The organism is Streptomyces sp. 1222.5 (assembly GCF_900105245.1).
Lineage (GTDB): Bacteria > Actinomycetota > Actinomycetes > Streptomycetales > Streptomycetaceae > Streptomyces > Streptomyces albidocamelliae.
Window position 1 is genome coordinate 5990572 of record NZ_FNSZ01000001.1, and the last position, 22259, is coordinate 6012830.

General features: G+C 74.0%; 21 protein-coding genes and 1 pseudogene. 15 read left to right on the forward strand and 7 right to left on the reverse strand.

What is annotated here, in order from left to right; translation table 11 throughout:
• Positions 1-23 precede the first annotated feature (23 nt).
• A complete protein-coding gene (locus tag BLW57_RS27010; RefSeq protein WP_093478035.1) occupies positions 24-1766 on the reverse strand; it encodes an MFS transporter in 1743 nt (580 codons plus the stop codon).
• Positions 1767-1927: 161 nt separating this feature from the next.
• Here BLW57_RS27010 and BLW57_RS27015 point away from each other — a divergent pair, with 161 nt between their 5' ends.
• From BLW57_RS27015 to BLW57_RS27030, 4 genes are all read left to right on the forward strand, one after another.
• Complete coding sequence (locus tag BLW57_RS27015; protein WP_093478037.1) at positions 1928-3115, forward strand: thiolase C-terminal domain-containing protein; 1188 nt, start codon at positions 1928-1930, stop codon at positions 3113-3115.
• 344 nt (positions 3116-3459) lie between these two features.
• A complete protein-coding gene (locus BLW57_RS27020) occupies positions 3460-4899 on the forward strand; it encodes an MFS transporter (protein WP_093478038.1) in 1440 nt (479 codons plus the stop codon).
• 52 nt (positions 4900-4951) lie between these two features.
• The gene (locus BLW57_RS27025) at positions 4952-5491 is read left to right on the forward strand and encodes a SigE family RNA polymerase sigma factor (protein ID WP_093478040.1); all 540 of its coding nucleotides are present in this window, start codon (positions 4952-4954) and stop codon (positions 5489-5491) included.
• Complete coding sequence (locus tag BLW57_RS27030) at positions 5491-6309, forward strand: hypothetical protein (protein WP_176985733.1); 819 nt, start codon at positions 5491-5493, stop codon at positions 6307-6309. The genes BLW57_RS27025 and BLW57_RS27030 overlap by 1 nt, the downstream gene beginning before the upstream one ends.
• A 22-nt stretch (positions 6310-6331) precedes the next feature.
• Here BLW57_RS27030 and BLW57_RS27035 read toward each other — a convergent pair whose 3' ends face one another.
• Both BLW57_RS27035 and BLW57_RS27040 read right to left on the reverse strand, forming a co-directional pair.
• The gene (locus BLW57_RS27035) at positions 6332-6973 is read right to left on the reverse strand and encodes a response regulator transcription factor (RefSeq protein ID WP_093478043.1); all 642 of its coding nucleotides are present in this window, start codon (positions 6971-6973) and stop codon (positions 6332-6334) included.
• A gap of 121 nt (positions 6974-7094) precedes the next feature.
• Positions 7095-8339 (reverse strand): sensor histidine kinase, encoded by a 1245-nt coding sequence (locus tag BLW57_RS27040; RefSeq protein WP_093478044.1) that lies wholly within the window; start codon positions 8337-8339, stop codon positions 7095-7097.
• 324 nt (positions 8340-8663) lie between these two features.
• Here BLW57_RS27040 and BLW57_RS27045 point away from each other — a divergent pair, with 324 nt between their 5' ends.
• The 3 genes from BLW57_RS27045 to BLW57_RS27055 are packed head-to-tail and all read left to right on the forward strand — an operon-like array spanning position 8664 to position 11578.
• Positions 8664-9521: a MaoC/PaaZ C-terminal domain-containing protein gene (locus tag BLW57_RS27045; RefSeq protein WP_093478046.1), complete on the forward strand. Its 858-nt coding sequence runs from the start codon at positions 8664-8666 to the stop codon at positions 9519-9521.
• 30 nt (positions 9522-9551) lie between these two features.
• Positions 9552-10628 (forward strand): Zn-dependent alcohol dehydrogenase, encoded by a 1077-nt coding sequence (locus BLW57_RS27050; protein WP_093478047.1) that lies wholly within the window; start codon positions 9552-9554, stop codon positions 10626-10628.
• An 11-nt stretch (positions 10629-10639) separates the two neighbouring features.
• Positions 10640-11578 carry a 3-oxoacyl-ACP reductase gene (locus BLW57_RS27055; RefSeq protein ID WP_093478049.1) on the forward strand — a complete coding sequence of 313 codons (939 nt, stop codon included), beginning with the start codon at positions 10640-10642 and terminating at the stop codon, positions 11576-11578.
• Between the two features lie 65 nt (positions 11579-11643).
• Here the strand turns inward: BLW57_RS27055 and BLW57_RS41525 are convergent, their stop codons facing one another.
• Both BLW57_RS41525 and BLW57_RS27065 read right to left on the reverse strand, forming a co-directional pair.
• On the reverse strand, positions 11644-11799 hold the full coding sequence (locus BLW57_RS41525) for a hypothetical protein (protein WP_093478050.1): 156 nt from the start codon (positions 11797-11799) through the stop codon (positions 11644-11646).
• Between the two features lie 96 nt (positions 11800-11895).
• Positions 11896-13083 (reverse strand): hypothetical protein, encoded by a 1188-nt coding sequence (locus tag BLW57_RS27065; RefSeq protein WP_093478052.1) that lies wholly within the window; start codon positions 13081-13083, stop codon positions 11896-11898.
• Between the two features lie 186 nt (positions 13084-13269).
• Between BLW57_RS27065 and BLW57_RS27070 the strand changes: the two genes are divergently transcribed.
• From BLW57_RS27070 to BLW57_RS27080, 3 genes are read left to right on the forward strand one after another with little or no spacing between them, the layout of a single operon-like run.
• Positions 13270-14109 carry a Nif3-like dinuclear metal center hexameric protein gene (locus tag BLW57_RS27070; RefSeq protein WP_093478053.1) on the forward strand — a complete coding sequence of 280 codons (840 nt, stop codon included), beginning with the start codon at positions 13270-13272 and terminating at the stop codon, positions 14107-14109.
• A gap of 14 nt (positions 14110-14123) precedes the next feature.
• Positions 14124-14867, forward strand: coding sequence for a zinc ribbon domain-containing protein (locus tag BLW57_RS27075; RefSeq protein ID WP_093480906.1), 744 nt, complete (start codon positions 14124-14126; stop codon positions 14865-14867).
• 20 nt (positions 14868-14887) lie between these two features.
• A complete protein-coding gene (locus BLW57_RS27080; protein ID WP_093478055.1) occupies positions 14888-16303 on the forward strand; it encodes a bifunctional RNase H/acid phosphatase in 1416 nt (471 codons plus the stop codon).
• On the opposite strand, the gene eda is transcribed toward BLW57_RS27080, so the two are convergent.
• The gene (gene eda, locus BLW57_RS27085) at positions 16275-16937 is read right to left on the reverse strand and encodes a bifunctional 4-hydroxy-2-oxoglutarate aldolase/2-dehydro-3-deoxy-phosphogluconate aldolase (protein WP_093478056.1); all 663 of its coding nucleotides are present in this window, start codon (positions 16935-16937) and stop codon (positions 16275-16277) included. The genes BLW57_RS27080 and eda overlap by 29 nt on opposite strands.
• 72 nt (positions 16938-17009) lie before the next feature.
• A complete protein-coding gene (gene yaaA / locus BLW57_RS27090; protein WP_093478058.1) occupies positions 17010-17792 on the reverse strand; it encodes a peroxide stress protein YaaA in 783 nt (260 codons plus the stop codon).
• Positions 17793-17866: 74 nt separating this feature from the next.
• Here yaaA and BLW57_RS27095 point away from each other — a divergent pair, with 74 nt between their 5' ends.
• The 5 genes and pseudogenes from BLW57_RS27095 to BLW57_RS43145 all read left to right on the forward strand — a co-directional run.
• Complete coding sequence (locus tag BLW57_RS27095) at positions 17867-19300, forward strand: RNB domain-containing ribonuclease (protein ID WP_093478059.1); 1434 nt, start codon at positions 17867-17869, stop codon at positions 19298-19300.
• Positions 19301-19414: 114 nt separating this feature from the next.
• Positions 19415-19831, forward strand: coding sequence for a DUF4260 family protein (locus BLW57_RS27100; RefSeq protein WP_093478061.1), 417 nt, complete (start codon positions 19415-19417; stop codon positions 19829-19831).
• Positions 19832-19946: 115 nt separating this feature from the next.
• The gene (locus BLW57_RS27105) at positions 19947-20498 is read left to right on the forward strand and encodes a TetR/AcrR family transcriptional regulator (RefSeq protein WP_093478062.1); all 552 of its coding nucleotides are present in this window, start codon (positions 19947-19949) and stop codon (positions 20496-20498) included.
• A 26-nt stretch (positions 20499-20524) separates the two neighbouring features.
• The gene (locus BLW57_RS27110; protein ID WP_093478064.1) at positions 20525-21346 is read left to right on the forward strand and encodes an AraC family transcriptional regulator; all 822 of its coding nucleotides are present in this window, start codon (positions 20525-20527) and stop codon (positions 21344-21346) included.
• An 85-nt stretch (positions 21347-21431) separates the two neighbouring features.
• Positions 21432-22148, forward strand: a pseudogene (locus tag BLW57_RS43145) (DMT family transporter); the annotation flags it as partial.
• Positions 22149-22259 lie beyond the last annotated feature (111 nt).

Genomic DNA, 22259 nt, shown 5'->3' on the forward strand with positions numbered 1-22259 from the left:
CCGGAAGGGGCGCGCGGCCCGCGCTAGACGTCGACCGTCTCACCCGGCAGGGCGAGGTCCAGGTCCACCGCGTGCTCGGCCCCGGAATGGCTCGCGGACGAGGCCAGCGGCCCGTGCCCGGCGGCCCGCGCGGCCAGCACGTACGCACCCTCGGCCGGCACGGCGAGGGTGTAGAAGCCGTCCTCGGTGGAAAGGGTGGCCCCCGCCTGCCGGCCGCGCCGGTCGATCAGCGTGACCTTGGCCCGGGCGACCGGAGCGCCGCCGGCGTCCAGGACCCGCCCCCGGAAGCCGCGCAGCACCTCCTCGGCGCGCAGCAGGTTCGCGTCCTCCTCGCTGCTCGCCCGCAGCTGCGCGTGCTGGGCCGGCCGCGGGGCCTTCGGCAGGAAGACGGCCAGCAGCAGGCCGACCGCGACGGCGGCGGCGGCGATGAGGAAGGAGACCCGGAAGCCGTGCATGGTCGGGATCTCGACGCCGCCCACGGTGTTCGCCGTGTTGGCCAGCACCATGCCGATGACGGCGCTGGAGACGGACGTGCCGATGGACCGCATCAGCGTGTTGAGGCCGTTGGCCGCGCCGGTCTCGGACGCCGGGACCGCGCCGATGATCAGCGCGGGCAGCGAGGAGTAGGCGAGGCCGATACCGGCGCCGAGGACGACCGACGTGACGATGGTCTGCCAGGCCGCGTCCATGAGGCCGAGGCCGCCGCCGTAGCCGAGGGCGATGACCAGCAGGCCGATGATGAGGGTGACCTTGGGGCCGTACCGGGCGGACAGCCGGGCGTAGACCGGCGCCGTGAACATCATGGTCAGGCCCAGGGGGGCCACGCACAGACCGGCGACGACCATGGACTGGCCGAGACCGTAGCCGGTGGCCTTCGGCAGCTGGAGCAGCTGGGGCAGGACCAGCGAGACGACGTAGAAGCTGACGCCGACCATGATCGACGCCAGGTTGGTGAGCAGCACCTCGCGGCGGGCGGTGGTGCGCAGGTCGACCAGGGGCGCCTGGACGCGCAGTTCGAACAGGCCCCACAGCAGGAGCACGACCACGGCCGCGGCGAACAGGCCCAGCGTCGTACCGGAGGACCAGCCCCAGTCGCTGCCCTTGGTGACCGGCAGCAGGAGCAGCACCAGTCCGGTGGACAGGCCCACGGCGCCCGGCAGGTCGAAGGAGCCCTCGGCGCGCATCGGGGACTCGGGCACCACGAGGAGGGTGAGGACGATCGCGACCACGCCGAGGCCGGCGGCGCCGTAGAACAGGGAGTGCCAGTCGCTGTGCTGGGCGACGAGGGCCGCCGCGGGCAGCGCGAGACCGCCGCCGACGCCGATCGAGGAGCTCATCAGGGCCATGGCCGAGCCGAGCCGCTCGCGCGGCAGCATGTCCCGCATCAGGCCGATGCCGAGCGGGATCGCGCCCATGGCGAAGCCCTGCAGGGCACGGCCCACGATCATGGTGAGCAGCTGGCTGGTGAGCGCGCTGACCAGGGCGCCTGCGACCATCACGGCGAGGCTGAGGATCAGCATGCGCCGCTTGCCGTAGAGGTCGCCGAGCCGGCCCATGATCGGGGTGGCGACGGCACCGGACAGGAGGGTCGAGGTCAGGACCCAGGTGGCGTTGCTGGGGGCGGTGTCCAGCAGCTGCGGCAGGTCCTTGATGACCGGCACGAGCAGCGTCTGCATCACCGCGACCACGATGCCGGCGAAGGCGAGCACCGGGACCACGGTCCCGCCGGCCTTCCGGGTCGGTTGATCGGTCGTCGTACGGGTCATTGAGTGAGGCCTCCCCTGAACATAAGTGCTCGGTAAACCTCGTATCCACAGGCAACTATTCCGTTGCTTCGGGCCTCTAATGAAGTCTTGACCTCCTCATGGGTTTCTGATCTGCCGTCAGGGTCTGGTGAGATGATGGAACACGTTCTAGTCTGCGCGCCATGAAGGCCTATGTCGCCGGGGTCGGGATGACCAGGTTCGAGAAGCCCGAGACCCGTGAATGGCAGTACTGGGACATGGTCCGGGAGGCCGGGGGTGCGGCGCTCGCGGATGCCGGGGTCGCCTACCACGAGGTGGAACAGGTTCCTGTCGGCCACTGTTTCCAGCCCTCCACCGCCGGCCAGCGCGCCGCGTACGAGCTGGGACTCACCGGCGTCCCCGTCTACAACGTCGACAACAACTGCGCGACCGGCGCGACCGCGCTCATGCTCGCCCGGCAGCTCGTCGAGGGCGGCGCCTGCGACTGCGCGCTGGCACTCGGCTTCGAGAAGATGAAGCGAGGAGCGCTCGGCACAGGGGGCGACGGCGGCGACTTCGCCACCTCCCCGGTCGCCCGGCACTACGGGATCATGGCCGCCCGGCACGGGTTCGAGGCGACCCCGCCCACCGCCCAGATCTTCGGCGACGCGGCTCGCGAGCACATGGAGCGGTACGGCACGACCGAGGCGCAGCTCGCCGCGGTCGCCGCCAAGAACCACCGCCACTCCGCGCACAACCCCTACGCCCAGTTCCGGGACGTGTACGACGTGGCCGCCGTGCTCGCCTCGCGCACGGTCCACCGGCCGCTGACCAAGCTCCAGTGCTCGCCGACCTCGGACGGCGCGGCGGCGGCCGTGGTGGTCTCGGAACGGTTCGCCGAGGAGCGGTCCCTGACCGGGCTGGTCGAGATCGCCGGGCAGGCCATGACGACGGACACCGAGGAGTCCTTCGCGTCCGGCTCCTGCATCGACGTCGTCGGGCAGCCCATGTCCCGGCGGGCGGCCCGGCAGGCGTACGACCGTGCCGGGCTCGGCATCGAGGACGTCGACGTGATCGAGCTGCACGACTGCTTCTCGGTCAACGAACTGCTGACGTACGAGGCGCTCGGCATGTGCGCCCCCGGGGAGTCGGGGAAGCTGGTCGAGTCGGGCGCGACGACGTACGGCGGCCGCTGGGTGGTGAACCCGTCCGGCGGGCTCATCTCCAAGGGCCATCCGCTGGGCGCGACCGGCCTGGCCCAGACGGCCGAGCTGGTGTGGCAGCTGCGCGGCGAGGCGGGCGACCGGCAGGTGCCGGGGGCGCGCACGGGACTCGCCCACAACATCGGACTGGGCGGCGCGGCGGTGGTGACGGTGCTGCGGGCGGCGTAGGACCTCGGCGGCGGGCGGTGGCGGGGCTCGGTGGCGGGCCCGGTGGCGGGGCCCGGTGGTGGAGTGGTGGCCCGGCCCGGCCCGGTGGGGTGCGGTGCGGTGCGGTGCCGGCTCGGCGGTGAGGCGGTGGCGTCGCCGGGGCACCGGGGCGGGCCCACTGGTGCAGGGCGCCGCCGGAGGCCGCGGGGGCCTGGCCGCCGTCCGGACGCCTGGAGCCCGGGCCGCCGTCCGGGCGCCGTGGCGGGCCGTCGTCCGGGTGCCGTCGTAGGTCGCGGGGCCTAGGCCGCCGCCCGGGCGGGGCTGGGCCGAAATGCCGATGCAAGGACCGTAACCGGGTTGAGAGCATGACCCCCATGCTGGAAGCCACCCCTACCTCGCCCCGGACACTCCGCCGCGCCGCACCCCCGGCCTGGCTGGTGGTGGCACTCGCCTGCGCCGGTCAGTTCCTCGTCGTGCTCGACGTGTCCGTCGTGAACGTGGCCCTGCCCTCGATGCGGGCCGACCTCGCGCTGAGCCCGTCCGGCCTGCAGTGGGTGGTGAACGCGTACGCCATCGCCTTCGCCGGGTTCATGCTGCTGGGCGGCCGGGCCGGCGACCTGTACGGCCGCAAGCGGATGTTCCTGGTGGGGCTCGCCCTGTTCACGCTGGCCTCCCTGGGCGGCGGCCTGGCCCAGGAGGGCTGGCAGCTGCTGCTGGCACGGGCCGTGCAGGGGCTGGGCGCGGCGGTACTGGCCCCGTCGACGCTGACCCTCCTCACCTCGGCGGTGGCGGAGGGACCTGCGCGGGCCCGGGCGATAGCCACCTGGACCGCCGTGGGCGCGGGCGGCGGGGCGGCGGGCGGACTCGTCGGCGGGGTCCTGGTGGACACACTGTCCTGGCGGTGGGTCCTGCTGATCAACGTGCCGGTCGGCGCGGTGGTCCTGGCCGGCTCGGTGCGGTGGCTGACGGAGAGCCGGGCCGGGGACCGGCGCCGGCTCGACCTGCCCGGCGCACTGCTGGTGACGGCGGGCCTGGCGACCCTGGCCTACGGCATCTCGCAGACGGAGGCCGAGGGCTGGACGGCGGCGGCCACGCTGCTGCCGCTGCTCGCCGGGCTGCTGCTGATCGCCCTGTTCCTGCTGGTCGAGGCGCGTACGGCGGCCCCGCTGATGCCGCTCGGCGTGCTGCGGCTGCGCTCCGTGGCGTCCGCGAACGCCGCGATGTTCCTCTCCGGCTCGGCGATGTTCTGCATGTGGTACTTCATGACGCTGTACGTCCAGAACGTGCTCGGCTACACCCCGCTGGAGGCCGGATTCGCCCTCGTGCCCAGCTCGCTGTCGGTGGTCGCCGGCTCCAAGGTCGCGCCGCGCCTGATGCGGCGGGCGGGCGCGCGGAACGTGGCGGTGCTCGGCACGCTGGTGGCCGCGGCCGGCTTCGGCTGGCAGTCCACGATGACCGCGCACGGGGCGTACGTGACCGCGATCATGGTCCCGGGGGTCCTGATGATGCTCGGCGCGGGCCTGGCCGCGACCCCGCTCGCGTCGCTGGCCACGTCCGGGGCGGCGTCCGGGGAGGCGGGCGTGGTGTCCGGACTGGTCAACACCTCGCGCACGATGGGCGGTTCGCTCGGCCTCGCCGTGATGTCGACCGTCGCCGCGGCCGGCACGGGCGGCGGGGCGGGCCCCGAGGCGCTGACGGACGGCTACGCGCTGGCCTTCCGGACGAGCACGGCGGTCCTGCTGGGCGGGGCGCTGCTCATGCTGCTGTGGCTGCCGCGGAGAATTTCCGCGAGTTCCGCGAACTGAGGCAACGGTCCGGGCGGCCCGTGGACTCCTTCTGACATCAAGGAGGTAATCCATGGGGGACGGGAAGAGGGCTCGGAACGAGGAGTTCCAGAGCTTCGTCGTCGGCCGCTGGCCGCGGCTGATGCGTACGGCGTTTCTCCTCACGGGGCAGCAGCACGCCGCGGAGGACCTGGTCCAGTCGACGCTCGAGCAGGTCTATGTGCACTGGCGCAAGGTCGGCTCGGCTGACGATCCGGAGGCGTACGTACGGCGCGTGATGATCAACGCGCACGCACGCAGGCACCGCAGGCGGCTCAAGGAGTTCCTGGCGCCGAAGGACGACTCGGGGCTGGTGCGCGAGGTGGCCGACACCGGCGACCGGATCGCGCAGGCCGACGACCGAAGCGCGCTGCTGAAGGCGCTCGCCCAGCTGCCGGCGCGGCAGCGGGAGGCGGTGGTCCTGCGCTACTGGGAGGACCTGACGGAGACGCAGACGGCCGAGGCGATGGGCTGCTCGGTCGGCACGGTGAAGAGCAACGCGGCCAAGGGCATCGCCAAACTGCGGGCCATACCGGGGCTGCTGGAGACGGTGACGCAGGGAGGGCGGAAGTGATGAGCGCGGACCGGGAGAACCACGAGATGACACAGTCGGACATCGCCTTCCTCCTCGCGGACGCCGCGGACGAGGTCGAGATCGGCATAGCCCCGGTGCAGGCGGTCATCCGCGGCGGCCGCCGCCGCAGGGCGCGCCGCTGGGCCCTGGCGGCGACGACGGCCCTGGTCCTGGCGGGGTCGACGGGCGCGACACTGGCGGTCGCCGGGCTGCCCGGGGGGCACGGGGACCGGGGTGCGCACGTGGCGACACGGCCGGCGTCTCCCGAGGCACGGCATGTGTACGAGCCGCAGGAGACGGAGCTGTCGCGGGGCACCTACCGCGGCAAGCCCTGGTACGTCGACATCCAGGTGTGGGGAGCGCCACGCGACGAACACGAGGCGGACCGGCAGTTCGACGCCATGGCCGAGCTGGGACTCAAGCCCGTCGTCACCACACCGGCCGGCCTGATCGGCAAGACCTCGCACTTCGTGACCCGGAAGTACGGTGCCGGCCTTCCCCAGCAGCTCACCTTCGACACGGTGAAGAACCCGGACCACCTGCGGGGCACGGACCTGGAGGCCGCGGCCGCCCCCATCGAGTCCAGCGGCGACGAGGTGTCGCGCCTCGTGGTCGGCAAGGTCGCCACCACCGCGCGGGAGGTCACCTGCACCTGGCGGGACGGCCGTACGACCGTCGTCCGGAGCGGGCCCGTGAACTACCGGCACAATGTGCCGGACCCCGCCATCGTGCCGGTGGACGGTTACCCCGCCGCGAACTGGTTCGTGTGTGCCGCCCCCGACGGGACGGCCTACAAGGACGTGAAGGTGACGAAGTGACTCGCCGCCGAAGAAACCCCGGTCACAACCACCCCCGCTGCCGGGCCTCCCGTACCGCCTCCGTCCGGTTGCGGGTGCCCGTCTTGCCGATCGCCGCGGACAGGTAGTTGCGGACGGTGGACTCGGACAGATGGAGCCGGCCGGCGATGTCGGCGACCGTCGCCCCGTCCACCGACGCCGTCAGCACCTCCCGCTCGCGAGCCGTCAGCGGATTCGGCCCGGCACTGAGCGCGGCGGCGGCCAGCGCCGGATCGACCACCGTCTCCCCGGTGAGCACGCGCCGGATCGCCGCGGCCAGTTCCTCCACCGGCCCGTCCTTCACGAGGAACCCGGCCGCCCCGGCCTCCATGGCCCGCCGCAGATAGCCGGGCCGGCCGAAGGTGGTGAGGATCAGCACCCGGCAGTCGGGCGCCTCGGTCCGCAGCTCCGCCGCGGCGTCCAGCCCGCTCATGCCCGGCAGTTCGATGTCCAGCAGGGCCACGTCCGGGCGGTGGGTGAGCACGGAGTCCACGATGACGTCGCCCGAGGAGAGCTGGGCCACGACCTCGATGTCCGCCTCCATGCCGAGCAGCAGGGCGAGCGCGCCACGCATCATGCCCTGGTCCTCGGCGAGCAGTACCCGGATGCACTTGCCGGGCCGGTGGTCCCGGGGCGACTCGTTCATGGGCTCAGCCTAGGGCCGGGGGAGGAAGGGGGATCCTGCCGCGCCGAAGCCTTCCGCGCGGGTGCGCCGGGGCCCGTGGGGGAGCGCCCCGGCCCGGTGCGGCCGGGGCGCCACCGGCTGGTCAGCCCGCCGCGGGGGCGGTGGCCGCCACCGCCCTCGACTCGGCCGATCCGACGGGCAGTTCCGCGGTCACCGTGAAACCCCCCTGCGGTGACCGGCCGGCACTGAGGGAGCCGCCCGCCGCCGCGAGGCGCTCGGTGAGGCCCGTCAGGCCGGTGCCGCCTATGCCCGCCGCGGGCCGGCCGGCGGCCTGGCCGCCGCCGTTGTCGGTGACCCGGAGCCGTACGTGCTCCGCGGCGCCCTCGACGGTGATCTCGCAGCGGCCGGCGTCGCTGTGCCGGACCACGTTGGTGACCGCCTCGCGCACCACCCAGCCGAGCAGCACCTCGGCCTGCGGGGCGAGCGGCGCCCCGCTCCGCCGCACCACCGGTTCCACGCCCGCCGCGGACAGGGCCGAGCAGGCCCGGGTCAGCTCGGTGGCCAGACTGCCCTCGCGGTAGCCGGTCACCGCCTCGCGGATCTCGGTGAGCGCCTGCCGGCCCACCGACTCGATGTCCGTGATCTGCGTCAGCGCGGCGTCCATGTCCCCAGGAGCCAGCCGCCTGGCCGCCTCCGACTTCACCACGATCACCGACAGGGTGTGCCCGAGCAGGTCGTGCAGATCGCGGGAGAAGCGCAGCCGCTCCTTCTCCACCGCCCGCCGGGCCAGCTCCTCGCGGGCGGCGCGCAACTCCCGTACGGCCTCGGACAGGCCGAGGATCGCGGCGGTCACCATGCTGGAGATGAACGTGGCGTACCCGATGGTCGACGCGTCGCCCCAGCCGCCGCGCACATAGGCGACGGCGCCCGCGTACACGGCGAGCAGCAGGCCGGTGCGTCCCAGCCAGGGGCCGCGCAGACAGGCGCCCGCCGCGAGGCCCAGCAGCGGGAAGAACGTCAGCCAGTCACCGCCGTACCCGAGGGCCAGACCGGTGGTGAGCAGGCCCATCAGGCCGAGCGCCACCCGGGTGGAGGTCGCCTCGCGCCGGCAGCGGTCGAAGGACCGGAAGGTGACGTAGATGTACAGCGAGTTGAAGGCCAGCAGGCCCACGCCGCCGATCCACGGGTTGGGCGTCCTGCCCTGGAGCAGGTTGGAGAAGGACCCGAGGCCCAGCAGCAGCCAGGGCAACAGGGAGAAGCCGGTGGGCGGCGGTCCCGGATGGTCGGCGTCCGGCGTCCCGCCGCCCTTTCGGGCGGCCCGCTGTGCGGCCTCGAACCGCCGGTGCTCGGTGCGCCACTGCTTCCCCTCGGCCTGCCAGGCCGCCATCCGGCACCTCATCGCCCGCCACCTCGTCATCTTCGTCTCCCCCGGTCGGTCGCCCCGCACCACGGCGCGGCGACGGCACTGCGTACGGAGTCGACGGTACGGAACCGGGCCCGTCCTCGGCAGAGGCGGTTGTACGGATCCCGGCAGTACAAATGTCACCGTCCACGTCGCCTGACACAGCGTCAGGAGCCTTCACAACTGTGGAGCGCTCGGCTATACAGGGGGCGCCGGACTGGAACGCGTTCTAGATCGGCCCGTGGCGACCTCGGTGCGGCCGACGGTGCGGACGGCCGTGCCGGGGTCTTGAGACCTGTCAGGAGCCCCATGCCCATCGACGCAGCCAAGGCCCTCGCCGCCGAACCCCGGACCGGCGAGATCAGCTGGAACCAGAAGGACGTGCTGCTCTACCACCTCGGCATCGGCGCCGGCACCCCCGCCACCGACCCCGACGAGCTGCGCTACACCCTGGAATCCCGGCTGCAGGTCCTGCCGAGCTTCGCGACCGTCGCGGGCGCCGGCGCACCCGGTGTGATCAGCGGGCTGTCCATGCCGGGCATCGAGGTCGACCTCGCGCGCGTCCTGCACGGCGGCCAGACGCTGACCGTCCACCGTCCGATCCCGGCACAGGGCACCGCCACCATCACCCACCGCGTCGCCGCCGTCCACGACAAGGGCAAGGCGGCCGTGCTCGTGCTGCGCACCGACGTCGCCGACGCCGACGGGCCGCTGTGGACCAACGACGCCCAGATCTTCCTGCGCGGAGAGGGCGGCTTCGGCGGCGACCGCGGCCCGAGCACCCGCCTCGACGCGCCCACCGGCGAGCCGGAGCGGACCGTGGAGCGGCGGATCCGCCCCGACCAGGCCCTGCTCTACCGCCTCTCCGGCGACTGGAACCCGCTGCACGCCGACCCCGAGTTCGCGAAGGTCGCCGGGTTCGAACGGCCCATCCTGCACGGGCTGTGCACCTACGGCATCACGCTCAAGGCGGTCGTGGACACGCTGCTGGGCGGGGACGTCAGCCGCGTGCGGTCGTACACCACCCGGTTCGCCGGTGTCGTGTACCCGGGGGAGACCCTGCGGATCCGCATGTGGCGGCAGGCCGGGAGCGTCCGGGTGGCCGTGAGCGCCGTCGAGCGGGACGACGCGCCCGTCCTCGCCGACACCGTCGTCGAACACTCCTGAGCCAGCCCACCGCCAGAGGGGAGCCGCACCATGCGCGCAGCCGTACTGCACGAGATCGGCCAGGAAAAGCTGGAGGTCCTCGACGACGTCGAGGCGACGGGCTTCGGCCCCGGCAGGGTCAGGGTCCGGGTGCGCGCCGCCGGACTGTGCCACTCGGACCTGTCCGCGATGAACGGAGTGCTGCCCCAGCCGGCCCCCTTCGTCCCCGGCCACGAGGGCGCCGGCGAGGTCCTCGAAGTGGGCGAGGGCGTACGGCACCTGAAGCCCGGCGACCGGGTCGTCATCTGCTGGCTGCCCGCCTGCGGCGCCTGCCCGGCCTGCAAGCGGGGACAGACCGAGCTGTGCCTGGCCGGCTTCATGAACGCGGGCACCCCCAACTTCCGGCGCTCCGGCGGTGACGTCTTCGGCTTCGCCGGCACCGGCATCTTCGCCGAGGAGGTCGTGGTCGACGCCGGCTGCGCCGTCCCGATCCCGGACGACGTGCCCTTCGACATCGCCGCGCTGATCGGCTGCGGTGTCACGACCGGACTCGGTGCCGCGCTCAACACCGCGGACGTGGAGGCCGGTTCGTCGGTCGCCGTCATCGGCTGCGGAGGCGTCGGCATCTCCGCGGTGCAGGGCGCCCGGCTGAAGGGCGCCGCCGAGATCGTCGCCGTCGACCCGGTCGCCTCCCGGCGCGAGTCGGCACTGCGGTTCGGCGCCACCCGGGCGGTCTCCCCGGAGGAGCTGGCCGGCGCCAAGCAGGAGGTCACCGGCGGCGAGGGCTTCGACTACGTCTTCGAGGTCGTCGGCAGGTCCGCCACCGCCCGCACCGCCTACGAGAACACCCGGCGCGGCGGCACCCTCGTCGTGGTCGGCGCGGGCGCCATGGACGACTTCCTCCAGCTCAACATGTTCGAGCTGTTCTTCGACGAGAAGCGCATCCTGCCGTCCATGTACGGCGGCGGCGACGTCCTGCGCTCCTACGAGCGCACGATCGCCCTGTGGCGGGCCGGCCGCGTCGACCTGGCCGGCCTGATCACCCACCGGGTGCAGCTGGCGGAGATCAACGAGGCACTCGACCAGATGCGTACCGGGACCGCCCTGCGTACCTGCATCGAGATCTGAGGACACCGCGCATGTCACTGCCACTTCAGGGGCTCTCCGCGATCGTCACCGGTGCCGGGCGCGGGCTCGGCCGGGCCGAGGCACTGGAACTCGCCCGGCTCGGCGCGGCCGTCGTCGTCAACGACTACGGACAGCCCGGCCGCGACGGCACCGGAGAGGCCTCCGCGGGCCCCGCCGAGGAGGTCGCGGCCGAGATCCGCGAGCGGGGCGGCCGGGCCGTCGCGCACACCGGGGACGTCGCCGACCTCCGGCAGGCCGGCGAACTGGTCGGGCTGGCGGTCGCCGAGTTCGGCGCCCTGGACGTGCTCGTCAACAACGCCGGCATCCTGCGCGACCGCATGGTCTTCTCCATGACCGAGGACGAGTGGGACTCGGTGATCCGCGTCCACCTCAAAGGACACTTCAACACCACCCGCTTCGCCGCCGCGCACTGGCGGGAGCGGTCCAAGGCCGCCGGCGGGCCGGTGTACGGGCGGATCGTGAACACCTCCTCGGAGGCGTTCCTCGCCGGATCCGCCGGGCAGCCCAACTACGCGGCGGCCAAGGGCGGGATCGTCGGCCTGACCACCTCGACCGCCCTCGCCCTCGCCAAGTACGGCGTCACGGCCAACGCGATCTGCCCGCGCGCCCGGACCCGGATGACCGAGGACGTCTTCGCCGGGTTCGGGCGGCCGGACGAGGGCCTGGACCCGCTGGCCCCCGAGCACGTGGCCCCGCTCGTCGGCTACCTGGCCTCACCGGCCGCCGCGCGGATCAACGGCCAGCTGCTCGTCGTGCACGGCGGAATGATCGCCGCCATGGAACGGCCGCGGGTGCAGGCCAAGTTCGACAGCAAGCAGGAGACGTTCACCTACGACGAACTCGACGCGCTGCTCACCCCGCACTACGCGGGGCGGCCGCCGGGCGAGACCTTCGCGGCGGCCGAGGTGCTGGGTCTCAAGAGGACCTGACGGCGGGGAGGGAAAAAGACGAGGGGGGCGCCCGGCGGGCACCCCCCTCCTCACTGGTACGACCGTCAGGCAGCCGCCTCGGCCTTCTCCTGGACCGGCTTGCGGTGCCGGCCGTGCGGAGGCGTCTCGTTCTCCTGGGCCGCGACCGGGCCGCGGTGCCGGCCGTGGCCGGTCCCCTGAGAATCGGCGGACAGCTGCTCCGTCGTGCTGGTGTCGCTCATCGGACGTATTCACCCCGTCAACATGATCTTTCGTACAGCCGGGCGAGTGTAACCGGCACACCACGGGCCGAATCCAGGCGCACACGCCGACCGGCACTACTTCGTTACAAGACGCCCCAGGGGTGCCTGCTGCAACGGAACCGGACGGGCCGTCACCGGCTCCGGAGGGCCCGGTTCCGGCGCCTGGCGGGACGCCTCGGGCACCCCGCCGGCCGTGCCGTCCCGGACCGGACCCGCCGGACCCGTGTCCCCCGGTCCCCCCGCTTCCCCCCTGGGCACCGTCAGCTCCGCGACACCGCACGGCGTCTCCTCCGTGACGTACGGCAGCCGCAGCACCCCGTCCCGCGTCCACACCCCGGCGTCGGCCAGCCACCCCTCGGGGGCCGGGAGGTGGCACATCCGCCGCTCGGCCGGCCGCCAGACGCCCACCCAGCCGCCGAACTCGCCGTCGATGCGCAGCGCCACCGCGCAGTTCTCCGGCATCAGCACCTGCCCCGGCTGGATCGCGAACGGCGTCAGCGTGCAGTCCGGCACCCGCAGGCACTCCGGGAAGCGCACCGGCAGCGTGCTGCCGAGCACCCCCCAGCCCAGCCGCCGCCGCCCCGGCGAGGGCGCGTCGGAGGAGATCAGCAACAGCCCGCTGTCGAGGTCGGCGAGCAGCAGCCGGTCGTCGCTGCCCTCCGCGATCTGCAGCAGGGGGGAGACCTCCGCGCGCTCCAGGTCGACCACGACCGTCTTGGTGCGCCCGCCCAGCTCCCGGTCCAGCGCCAGCATCCGCCCGGCGCCGTCCAGCCACACCCCGCCCGAGCAGCGACCCGGCACCTCGGCGAGCCGCTCGGGACCGAACGCCCCGCCCGCCACCAGCCACACCACGCTGGAACGCGCGCCGACGGCCAGGGCGTACGCCCGCGTGCCCCCCGGCGCCGCCGGCAGCAGCGTGAACCGGGTGCCGGGCTCGGGGCACTCCACCGCGCCCAGCGGCAGCTCGCCCGTGCCGGGCCCGGTCGGGTACAGCAGCGCGAAGTCGTGCCGCCGCTCCATCAGCCGGTGGATCAGCACCCGGCCGTCGCCCATGGGCTGCACCTGGGTGCCGGGCTCCTCCGGCTGGTTGCCGGGCAGCGGGACGGCGTACGGCTCCGGGCCGTCCAGCGTCCAGCGCTCGGGGAACCAGGAGTCACCGTCCAGCGCGAGACGGGCGGCGTACGCGCCGTCCGCCGTGAGAGCGCATCCCGTCCCACCGTCTTCCGCGCCGGTCGACGGGGTTTCGATCGCACAGGCCGTCATGGTTCGGTCACCTCCGGCGACGAAGCTAGTTTTCGCACGCACAGACGTGGGACGGGCCGTCCCCCCTTCACACATACGGGTGGTGCAGAAGCGATTCGCCTGAGGGAACCGGGGGCGCTGTGCTGAGAGGGGCCGGACCTGGCGCATGCGGTACGGCCGCGCCGAACAGCCAGGTAGCCTTTTCCCGTGCCCCGTCTGTCTGAAGTCATCGCCGCGCTGGAGAACCTGTGGCCCGCCGAGCGGGCCGAGTCCTGGGACGCGGTCGGCACGGTCGTGGGCGACCCCGACCAGGAGGTCACCCGGGTCCTGTTCGCCGTCGACCCCGTCCGGGAGATCGTCGACGAGGCGCTGAAGCTCGGCGCCGACCTGCTGGTCACCCACCACCCGCTCTATCTGCGCGGGACGACCACGGTCGCGGCCACGCACTTCAAGGGCCGGGTCGTGCACACGCTGATCAAGAACGACATCGCGCTGCACGTGGCCCACACCAACGCGGACACCGCCGACCCGGGCGTCTCCGACGCCCTCGCCGGCGCCCTCGACCTCCGCGTCGTACGGCCCCTCGTGCCGGACCCGACGGACCCGGACGGCCGCCGGGGCCTCGGGCGCGTCTGCGAACTCGACCACCCGCTCACCGTCCGCGAACTGGCCGCCCGGGCCGCCGAGCGGCTGCCCGCCACCGCGCAGGGCATCCGGGTGGCCGGCGACCCCGAGGCCGTCGTCCGCACGATCGCCGTCAGCGGCGGTTCCGGCGACAGCCTCTTCGACCAGGTCCGCGCGGCCGGTGTGGACGCCTTCCTCACCGCCGACCTGCGCCACCACCCGGTGAGCGAGGCCGTCGCCCACAGTCCTCTCGCGCTGCTCGACGCGGCGCACTGGGCCACCGAGTGGCCCTGGTGCGAGCTGGCCGCGAGCCAGCTCGACGAGATCTCCGACCGTCACGGCTGGGACCTCAGGGTCCACGTCTCCAAGACGGTCACCGACCCATGGACCGCCCACGCGGCGTCCTCCGTCCCCAACCAGTAACCGGGAGCCCCCAACTGAACGCCGCGCCCGCCGACCAGATCCGACTCCTCGACGTCCAGGCCCTCGACGTCCGCCTGCAGCAGCTGGCGCACAAGCGGAAGTCCCTGCCCGAGCACACCGAGATCACGTCGCTGAACAAGGACCTCACGCAGTTGCGCGACCTGCTGGTCGCCGCGCAGACCGAGGAGAGCGACACCGCCCGCGAGCAGACCAAGGCCGAGCAGGACGTGGACCAGGTGCGCCGGCGCGCCGCCCGCGACCAGCAGCGGCTGGACTCCGGCGCGGTCACCTCGCCGAAGGACCTGTCCAACCTCCAGCACGAGATCGCCTCCCTCGCCAAGCGGCAGGGTGACCTGGAGGACGTGGTCCTGGAGGTCATGGAGCGCCGCGAGAGCGCGCAGGAGCGGGTGACCGAGCTGACCGGGCGGGTCGCCTCCGTGCAGGCGAAGATCGACGACGCGACCGGCCGCCGGGACGCCGCGTTCGAGGAGATCGACGGCGAGGCGGCGTCCGCGGCCAAGGAGCGCGAGGTCGTCGCGGCCTCCGTCCCGGCGGACCTGCTCAAGCTGTACGACAAGCTGCGCGAGCAGCAGGGCGGCATCGGCGCGGCGAAGCTGTACGCCCGCACCTGCCAGGGCTGCCGCCAGGAGCTGGCCATCACCGAGCTGAACGAGGTCCGCTCGGCGGCGCCGGACACGGTGGTCCGCTGCGAGAACTGCCGCCGCATCCTGGTGCGCACGGCCGAGTCGGGTCTGTAGGGGCGTTGGGGGCGTTGGGCGTGCGGGAGTTCATCGTCGAGGCCGACGGCGGTTCGCGGGGCAACCCGGGGCCGGCCGGCTACGGCGCCGTGGTGAGCGACGCGGCGACGGGGGAGACCCTGACGGAGGCGGCCGAGTACATCGGCGTCGCCACCAACAACGTCGCCGAGTACCGCGGTCTCCTCGCGGGACTGCGCGCCGCCCACGCCCTCGACCCCACCGCGACGGTGCACGTCCGGATGGACTCCAAGCTCGTCATCGAGCAGATGTCGGGCCGCTGGAAGATCAAGCACCCCGCCATGAAGCCGCTGGCGACCGAGGCGAGATCCGTCTTCCCGCCGGACCAGGTCGCCTACGAGTGGATCCCCCGGGAGCGCAACAAGCACGCCGACCGGCTGGCCAACGAGGCGATGGACGCGGGCGCCAAGGGCGGACAGTGGTCCCCGTCCGCGTCCCGGGCCGCCCTGGACACCCCACCGGCTGCCCTGGAGCCGGCGGGCCCGCCCGGAGACGCGACCGCGGGCGCGGCGAGGGCCCGGGCGGCTCTGGCGGAGGGCCGGACCACCGGCCCCGCGACTCCGGCACAGCCGACGCCCGCCGAGACAGCGGGCAGCGGCGCCTCCCATCCGGCCCCGGCCGCCGCCCGGCAGCCGGCGTCCGCCGCGGCCGCGGGCAGCGGTTCCTCCGAGACGGCGACGACCGCCCGGCAGCCGGCGTCCGCCGCGGACGCGAGCGGGGGACCCGCCGAGGCGCTCGCCGTCAGTGGGCGGCAGCCGTCCGCGCCGGGGTGGAGCAGTGCCCCCGATCTCGGCGCCCCCGCCACCTTCGTGCTGCTCCGGCACGGTGAGACCCCGCTCACCCCCCAGAAGCGCTTCTCCGGCAGCGGCGGCACCGACCCCTCCCTCTCCGACGCGGGCCGCGAGCAGGCACGGCGCGTCGCCGAGGCCCTCGCGCGGCGCGGCACCGTCCAGGCCGTCGTGGCGTCCCCGCTCGCCCGCACCCGGGAGACCGCCGGTATCGTCGCGGCCCGCCTGGGCCTGGACGTCGCGGTCGACGACGGCCTCCGCGAGACCGACTTCGGCGCCTGGGAGGGCCTGACCTTCGGCGAGGTCCGCGAGCGCCACCCGGAGGACCTGAACGCCTGGCTCGCCGACCCGGAAGCGCACCCCACCGGCGGCGGCGAGAGCTTCGCCGAGACGGCCGGCCGGATCGCCGCCACCCGGGACAAGCTGGTCGCGGCCCACGCCGGCCGCACGGTCCTGCTGGTCACCCACGTCACGCCGATCAAGACCTTCGTCCGCCTCGCCCTGGGTGCACCGCCCGAGTCACTGTTCCGGATGGAGCTCTCGGCGGCGTCCCTGTCGGCGGTGGCGTACTACGCGGACGGCAACGCGAGCGTACGGCTGTTCAACGAGACGTCCCACCTGCGCCCCTGAGCCCGGCCGCGGTCCGCGCCAGCTCCTCGATCCGAGCCCAGTCCCGGGCGGCCACCGCGTCCGCCGGGACCATCCAGCTGCCGCCCACGCAGCCGACGTTGGGCAGCGCCAGGTACTCCGGCGCGGTCGCCGCGCCGATCCCGCCGGTCGGGCAGAAGCGGGCCTGCGGCAGGGGCCCCGCCAGCGACTTCAGGTAGGCCGTGCCGCCCGCCGCCTGCGCGGGGAAGAACTTCATCTCCCGCACCCCGCGCTCCAGCAGTGCCACCACCTCCGAGGTGGTCGACACCCCCGGCAGGAACGGCACCCCGGACCCGCGCATCGCCGCCAGCAGCGCCTCGGTCCACCCCGGGCTCACCAGGAACCGCGCCCCGGCGGCCACGCACGCGTCCACCTGATCCGGCGTGATCACCGTGCCCGCCCCGACCACCGCGTCCGGCACCTCGGCGGCGACGGCCCGGATGGCCTCGGGCGCCGCCGGGGTCCGCAGCGTCACCTCGATCGCGGGCAGCCCGCCCGCCACCAGGGCCCGCGCGAGCGGTACGGCGTCGGCGGGATCGGAGAGCACCACGACGGGCACGACGGGCGCGAGATCGAGCACGGAGGCAGGGGAGGGGGAGGGCAACGGCGAGGTCATGCCCTCATCGTGCCCAGCGGCTGCACTACTCGCAACGATCGTTGCGCATGTTGCAACGCCCCTGCGGTCGGCTCAGTGGATCTCCTCCACCAGCACGTCCAGGGACCACGCCTTGCCCGCCTTCCCGGGCGCTTCCACCTCCACGACGTATCCGAGCCCCCGCAGCGTCTCCACCAGCTCGGCGGGGTCCCGGGGCGCGGCCCCGGCCGTCAGCAGGCTCCGTACCATCCGCCCCTTGGTCGCCTTGTTGAAGTGGCTGACCACCTTCCGGGTCGGCGCGTGCAGCACCCGTACGGTCGCCGTCCGCCCCGCCACCTCGCCCTTGGGCCGCCAGGCCGCCGCGTACGCCGAGGACCGCAGGTCCAGCACGAGGCCGTCGCCCGCCGCCTCGGGCAGCACCTCGGCCATCGGCGCCCGCCAGTGCCCCGCCAGCGCGCCGAGCCCGGGCAGCTTCACCCCCATCGAGCAGCGGTAGGAGGGGATCCGGTCCGTCACCCGCACCGCGCCCCACAGACCCGAGAAGACCAGCAGCGAGGCCGCCGCGCGCCGCCGTGCCGTCGCGTCCAGCGTGGCGAGGCCCAGGGCGTCGTAGAGGACCCCGGTGTAGACCTCCCCGGCGGGGCGGGCGCCGGCCGCCGGAAGCCCGGCGTTCTTCGCGACCTCGCCGCGCAGGCCCTCGCTCAGCCCGAGCACCTCGCGCGCCTTCTCCTCGTCGCCGGAGCAGAGCTCGACCAGCTCTGTGAACACGGCCTCCCGCGCGGCAGAGAGCCCCGGCAGGGACAGCGACCCGATCTCCAGCGGGGCGCCCCCGCCCGCACTCGCCTTGCCTTCCGAGGGCGGCAGCAGGACCAGCAACACGTACTCCTCACGTAGACCTCCGCGCCAGCGTACGGCGTGCCGGGGGCCCCACCCCGACCTACGCTCGCTGTATGCCCTGCCGCAGGATCCGCGTGACCGGAGCCCCCGAGGCACCCCTCCGGGCGGCCCTCGCCGCGCTGCGCGCCGGACTCGGCGTTCCCGAGGACTTCCCGCCGGAGGTCCTGGCGGAGGCCGAACGCGCGGCGAAGGCGCCCGCGCCACCGCCGTACGACGCCACGGACATCCCCTTCTTCACCCTCGACCCGCCGACGTCCACCGACCTCGACCAGGCCACCCACCTCTCCCGGCGGGGCACCGGCCACCGGGTGCGGTACGCCATCGCCGACGTCGCCGCCTTCGTCGCGCCCGGCGGTGCCCTGGACGCGGAGGCGCACCGGCGGGTGAACACCATCTACTTCCCGGACGAGAAGGTCCCCCTGCACCCCGTCGTGCTCAGCGAGGGTGCCGCCAGCCTGCTGCCGGACCGGACCCGCCCCGCCGTGCTGTGGACGATCGACCTCGACGGCGAGGGCCGCACTCTCGCCGTCGACGTACGCCGGGCCCTCGTGCGCAGCCGCGCCAAGCTCGACTACGCGGGCGTGCAGCGGGCGATCGACGCCGGGACGGCCGAGGAGCCCGTCGCGCTGCTCCGGGAGGTCGGCACGGCGCGGGAGCGGCTGGAGGTCGAACGCGGAGGGATCTCCCTCAACGTGCCCGAGCAGGAGATCACCGAGCACGACCACACCTACGAACTCGGCTACCGCGCCCCGCTGCCCGCCGACGGCTGGAACGCCCAGCTCTCCCTGCTCACCGGCATGGCGGCCGCCGAGCTGATGCTCGCCCACGGCACCGGCATCCTGCGCACCCTGCCCGCCGCCCCCGACGGCGCCGTGGCCCGCCTGCGCCGCACCGCGACCGCCCTGCACATCGACTGGCCGCACCACGTCTCGTACGCGGCCCTGATCCGCACCCTCGACCCGCGCGAACCGCGCCACGCGGCCTTCCTCCAGGAATGCACGACGCTCCTGCGCGGCGCCCGCTACACCCCCTTCCGCGACGGCGTTCTGCCCCCGATCACCACGCATTCCGCCGTCGCCGCCCCCTATGCCCACTGCACCGCCCCGCTGCGCCGCCTCGCCGACCGCCACGCCTCCGAGATCTGCCTGGCCACGGTGGCCGGCCAGGCCCCGCCGGACTGGGTGCTGGCCGCGCTCGACGCCCTGCCCCGCCGGATGGCCGAGGGCGCGCAGCTGGCCGGCACGGTCGAACGGGAGTGCGTCGACATCGTCGAGGCGGCCCTGCTGAAGGACCGGGTCGGGGACGTCTTCGACGGCTGCGTGGTGGACGTCGACGAGCACCGGCCGACCGTGGGGACCGTCCAGCTGGAGTCCCCGGCGGTCGTCGGCCGCATCGAGGGCGAGCGCCTCCCCCTCGGCGAACGCCTGCGCGTACGCCTCACCCAGGCCGACCCCCGCACGTCGAAGATCCTCTTCGCCCCGGCCTGAGCGCCCCGCCGCCCGTGCCTCGCCCGGCCCTTGACGGCTAACGCTGTTAGCCGTACCGTCGTGGCTAACGGCGTTAGCCAGTCGGGTGGACGCCGTACGACCTGGGAGGCAGCCATGGCGGCAACGGTCACCACCACCGCACTCCGTTCCACCCGCACCGTCCTGCGCCGCGCCGCGTGGCTGGCCGGCGCACTGTTCTGGTCGGCGTTCGCCGTGCTGGAGGGCGTGAACCACGGCTGGCTCGCCGGCGGACTCGCCCTGCTCTTCCTCGTGGCGCCGGACCTGACGTTCCTGGTGGGCCTGGGCGACGCCCCCCGCATGGCCAAGGGCCAGCTGCCGCCGCGCGCGGTGCCGTACTACAACGCGATGCACCGCGCCCTGGTCCCGTTCGCGCTGATGGTCGCCTACACGGTCCTGCCGATCGACTGGCCGCCCGCCTTCGCGGCCCTGTGCGGCTGGATCGCCCACATCTCGTACGATCGCGCCTTCGGCTACGGACTGCGGACCGAGGCGGGCTTCCAGCGTGGCTGAGCGAGGACCGGGGAGGGCTTCCGCAGTGGTCGACCCAGATTCCGGGCGAGAGCCGAGGAGGGTTTCCGGCGTGGCCGAGCGAGAATCCGGGCGGGAGCCGAGGAGGGTTTCCGGCGTGGCCGAGCGGGCGACGGCCGACGGGGCGACGGTCCCGCGGCTCACCCCGAGGGCGCGGGAGATCGCGGCGGCCGCCCGCGAACTCCTGGAGGAGTCCGGGCCCGACCGGCTCACCATGCGCACTCTCGCCGACCGCCTCGGCATCAAGGCGCCGTCCCTCTACAAGCACTTCCCCGACAAGCACGCCGTCGAGGTGGAGCTCACCGCGCAACTGCTCACCGAGACCGCCGAGGCGCTGGAGGCCGTCGAGGCCCGCACCCCCGGCTCCCTCGACGCACTCGCCGACGCCTACCGCGACCACGCCCTCGCCCACCCCCACCTGTACCGCCTCGCCACCGAACGCCCGCTGCCCCGCGCCGAACTCCCCGCGGGCCTGGAGGACCGGGCCGCGATGCCCCTGCTCCGCGCCTGCGGCGGCGACATCGACCTGGCCCGGGCCACCTGGGCGTTCGCCCACGGGATGGTGATCCTGGAGATCCACGGCCGGTTTCCCGACGACGCCGACCTGGGCGCGGCATGGAAACGGGGCCTGAAGGCGTTGCACCCTTAGGGCTGCACGAGGCGAGGGGGAGCCCGATGGCGGAACAGGCGCTGTGGACGAGAGCGCGGCTGGGCCGCTGCGGCCCCCCGCTCGACCTCCTGACCGCGAGTTTCCGGCAGCACGTCTACGCCCCGCACGCCCACGAGGAGTACACCGTCGGCGTCTGCGTCGGCGGCTCCGAGGTGATCGACTACCGGGGCGGCCACATCCGCACCGGCCCCGGCACCATCGTCGTGCTCGACCCCGGCGAGATGCACACCGGCGGCCCCGGAAACCGCACCGACGGCTACGCCTACCGCGCCCTCTACGCCGAGCCGTCGCTGCTGGCCGACGGCACCCTGTGCGGCCTGCCGTACTTCCGTGAACCGCTCCTTGACGACCCCGAACTCGCCGCCGCTCTCCGCCTGGCCCACACCGAGCTCAGTGCCTGCCCCGACCCGCTGGAGGCCGAGTCCCGCCTGCCCTGGCTGCTGACCGCGCTGGCCCGCCGGCACTCCACGGCACGGCCCGTCTCCGACCTGATCCCCGGCGCGAGCACGATCGCCCTCACCGTCCGCGACCGCCTGGCCGACGAACTCACCGCGCCGCCCACGCTGGCCTCCCTCGCCACCGACCTGGGCCTGTCCCGCTACCAGCTCCTGCGGGCCTTCCGCACGACGATGGGGATACCGCCGTACGCCTGGCTCGCGCAGCACCGGGTGACCCGGGCCCGCGCGCTGCTCGCCGCCGGGCTGCGCCCCGCCGAGGTGGCGTCGCTCGTGGGCTTCGCCGACCAGGCCCATCTGACGCGCTGGTTCCGCCGCGTGCTCGGGGTGACCCCCGCGGCCTACCGCAACAGCGTTCAAGACACCCGCTGAGGCGGCGGCCGAAACTCGGCGCATGACTGCACGCGGCTGGTTCCTCTTCTCCCTCATGGGAGTGGTGTGGGGCATCCCCTATCTGATGATCAAGGTGGCGGTGGGCGAGGTCTCCCCGCCGGTGGTGGTGTTCACGCGCTGCGCGCTGGGCGCGGCGCTCCTGCTCCCGTTCGCCCTGCGCCAGGGCGGTCTGCGGGAATCCGTAAGCGCCCACTGGCGTCCCCTGCTCGCCTTCGCGGGTCTGGAGATCGTCGTGCCCTGGTTCACCCTCACCGACGCCGAACGGCATCTGTCCAGCTCGACGGCCGGCCTGCTGATCGCGGGGGTGCCGATCGTGGGTGTGATCGCGGCCCGCCTGCTGGGCGACACGGAGCACCTGGGGGCGCGCCGCGTCACCGGACTCGCCCTGGGCCTCGCCGGTGTGACGGTCCTGACCCTGCCGCATCTGACCGGCGGCGACGCCCGCTCCCTCGTTGAGGTCCTGCTGACGGTCGTCGGCTACGCGACGGCGCCGCTGATCGCCGCCCGCCGGCTCAGGGACGTCCCCTCGCTGCACCTGACCGCGGCCTGCCTGACCCTGGCGGCCCTGGTCTACGCCCCCGTGGCCGCGGTCACCCGCCCCGCCTCCGTCCCGTCCGCGCAGGCGCTGGCCGCGCTGGCCGGGCTGGGCGTGGTCTGCACGGCGGTGGCCTTCGTGGCCTTCCTGGAGCTGATCAAGGAGGTCGGCCCGACGCGGTCGACGGTCATCACGTACGTCAACCCGGCGGTGGCGGTGGCGGCCGGTGCGCTGTTCCTGAGCGAGTCGCTGACGCCGACGGTCCTCGCGGCCTTCGCCTTGATCCTGACGGGCTCGGTCCTGGCGACGGCCGCCGCCGGTCCGCGGCGCGCCGGGCGCCCGGTACCATGGTCGACA

Bases quoted from the DNA above. Each gene is read 5' to 3' on its own strand.
- BLW57_RS27035 (WP_093478043.1), bottom strand. From the start codon at position 6,973: ATGAACGAGTCGCCCCGGGACCACCGGCCCGGCAAGTGCATCCGGGTA.
- BLW57_RS27050 (WP_093478047.1), top strand. From the start codon at position 9,552: ATGCGCGCAGCCGTACTGCACGAGATCGGCCAGGAAAAGCTGGAGGTC.
- BLW57_RS27040 (WP_093478044.1), bottom strand. From the start codon at position 8,339: ATGGCGGCCTGGCAGGCCGAGGGGAAGCAGTGGCGCACCGAGCACCGG.
- BLW57_RS41525 (WP_093478050.1), bottom strand. From the start codon at position 11,799: ATGAGCGACACCAGCACGACGGAGCAGCTGTCCGCCGATTCTCAGGGG.
- BLW57_RS27015 (WP_093478037.1), top strand. From the start codon at position 1,928: ATGAAGGCCTATGTCGCCGGGGTCGGGATGACCAGGTTCGAGAAGCCC.
- BLW57_RS27025 (WP_093478040.1), top strand. From the start codon at position 4,952: ATGGGGGACGGGAAGAGGGCTCGGAACGAGGAGTTCCAGAGCTTCGTC.
- BLW57_RS27030 (WP_176985733.1), top strand. From the start codon at position 5,491: ATGAGCGCGGACCGGGAGAACCACGAGATGACACAGTCGGACATCGCC.
- BLW57_RS27055 (WP_093478049.1), top strand. From the start codon at position 10,640: ATGTCACTGCCACTTCAGGGGCTCTCCGCGATCGTCACCGGTGCCGGG.
- BLW57_RS27020 (WP_093478038.1), top strand. From the start codon at position 3,460: ATGACCCCCATGCTGGAAGCCACCCCTACCTCGCCCCGGACACTCCGC.
- BLW57_RS27100 (WP_093478061.1), top strand. From the start codon at position 19,415: ATGGCGGCAACGGTCACCACCACCGCACTCCGTTCCACCCGCACCGTC.
- BLW57_RS27010 (WP_093478035.1), bottom strand. From the start codon at position 1,766: ATGACCCGTACGACGACCGATCAACCGACCCGGAAGGCCGGCGGGACC.
- BLW57_RS27095 (WP_093478059.1), top strand. From the start codon at position 17,867: ATGCCCTGCCGCAGGATCCGCGTGACCGGAGCCCCCGAGGCACCCCTC.
- eda (WP_093478056.1), bottom strand. From the start codon at position 16,937: ATGACCTCGCCGTTGCCCTCCCCCTCCCCTGCCTCCGTGCTCGATCTC.
- BLW57_RS27065 (WP_093478052.1), bottom strand. From the start codon at position 13,083: ATGACGGCCTGTGCGATCGAAACCCCGTCGACCGGCGCGGAAGACGGT.
- BLW57_RS27045 (WP_093478046.1), top strand. From the start codon at position 8,664: ATGCCCATCGACGCAGCCAAGGCCCTCGCCGCCGAACCCCGGACCGGC.
- BLW57_RS27110 (WP_093478064.1), top strand. From the start codon at position 20,525: ATGGCGGAACAGGCGCTGTGGACGAGAGCGCGGCTGGGCCGCTGCGGC.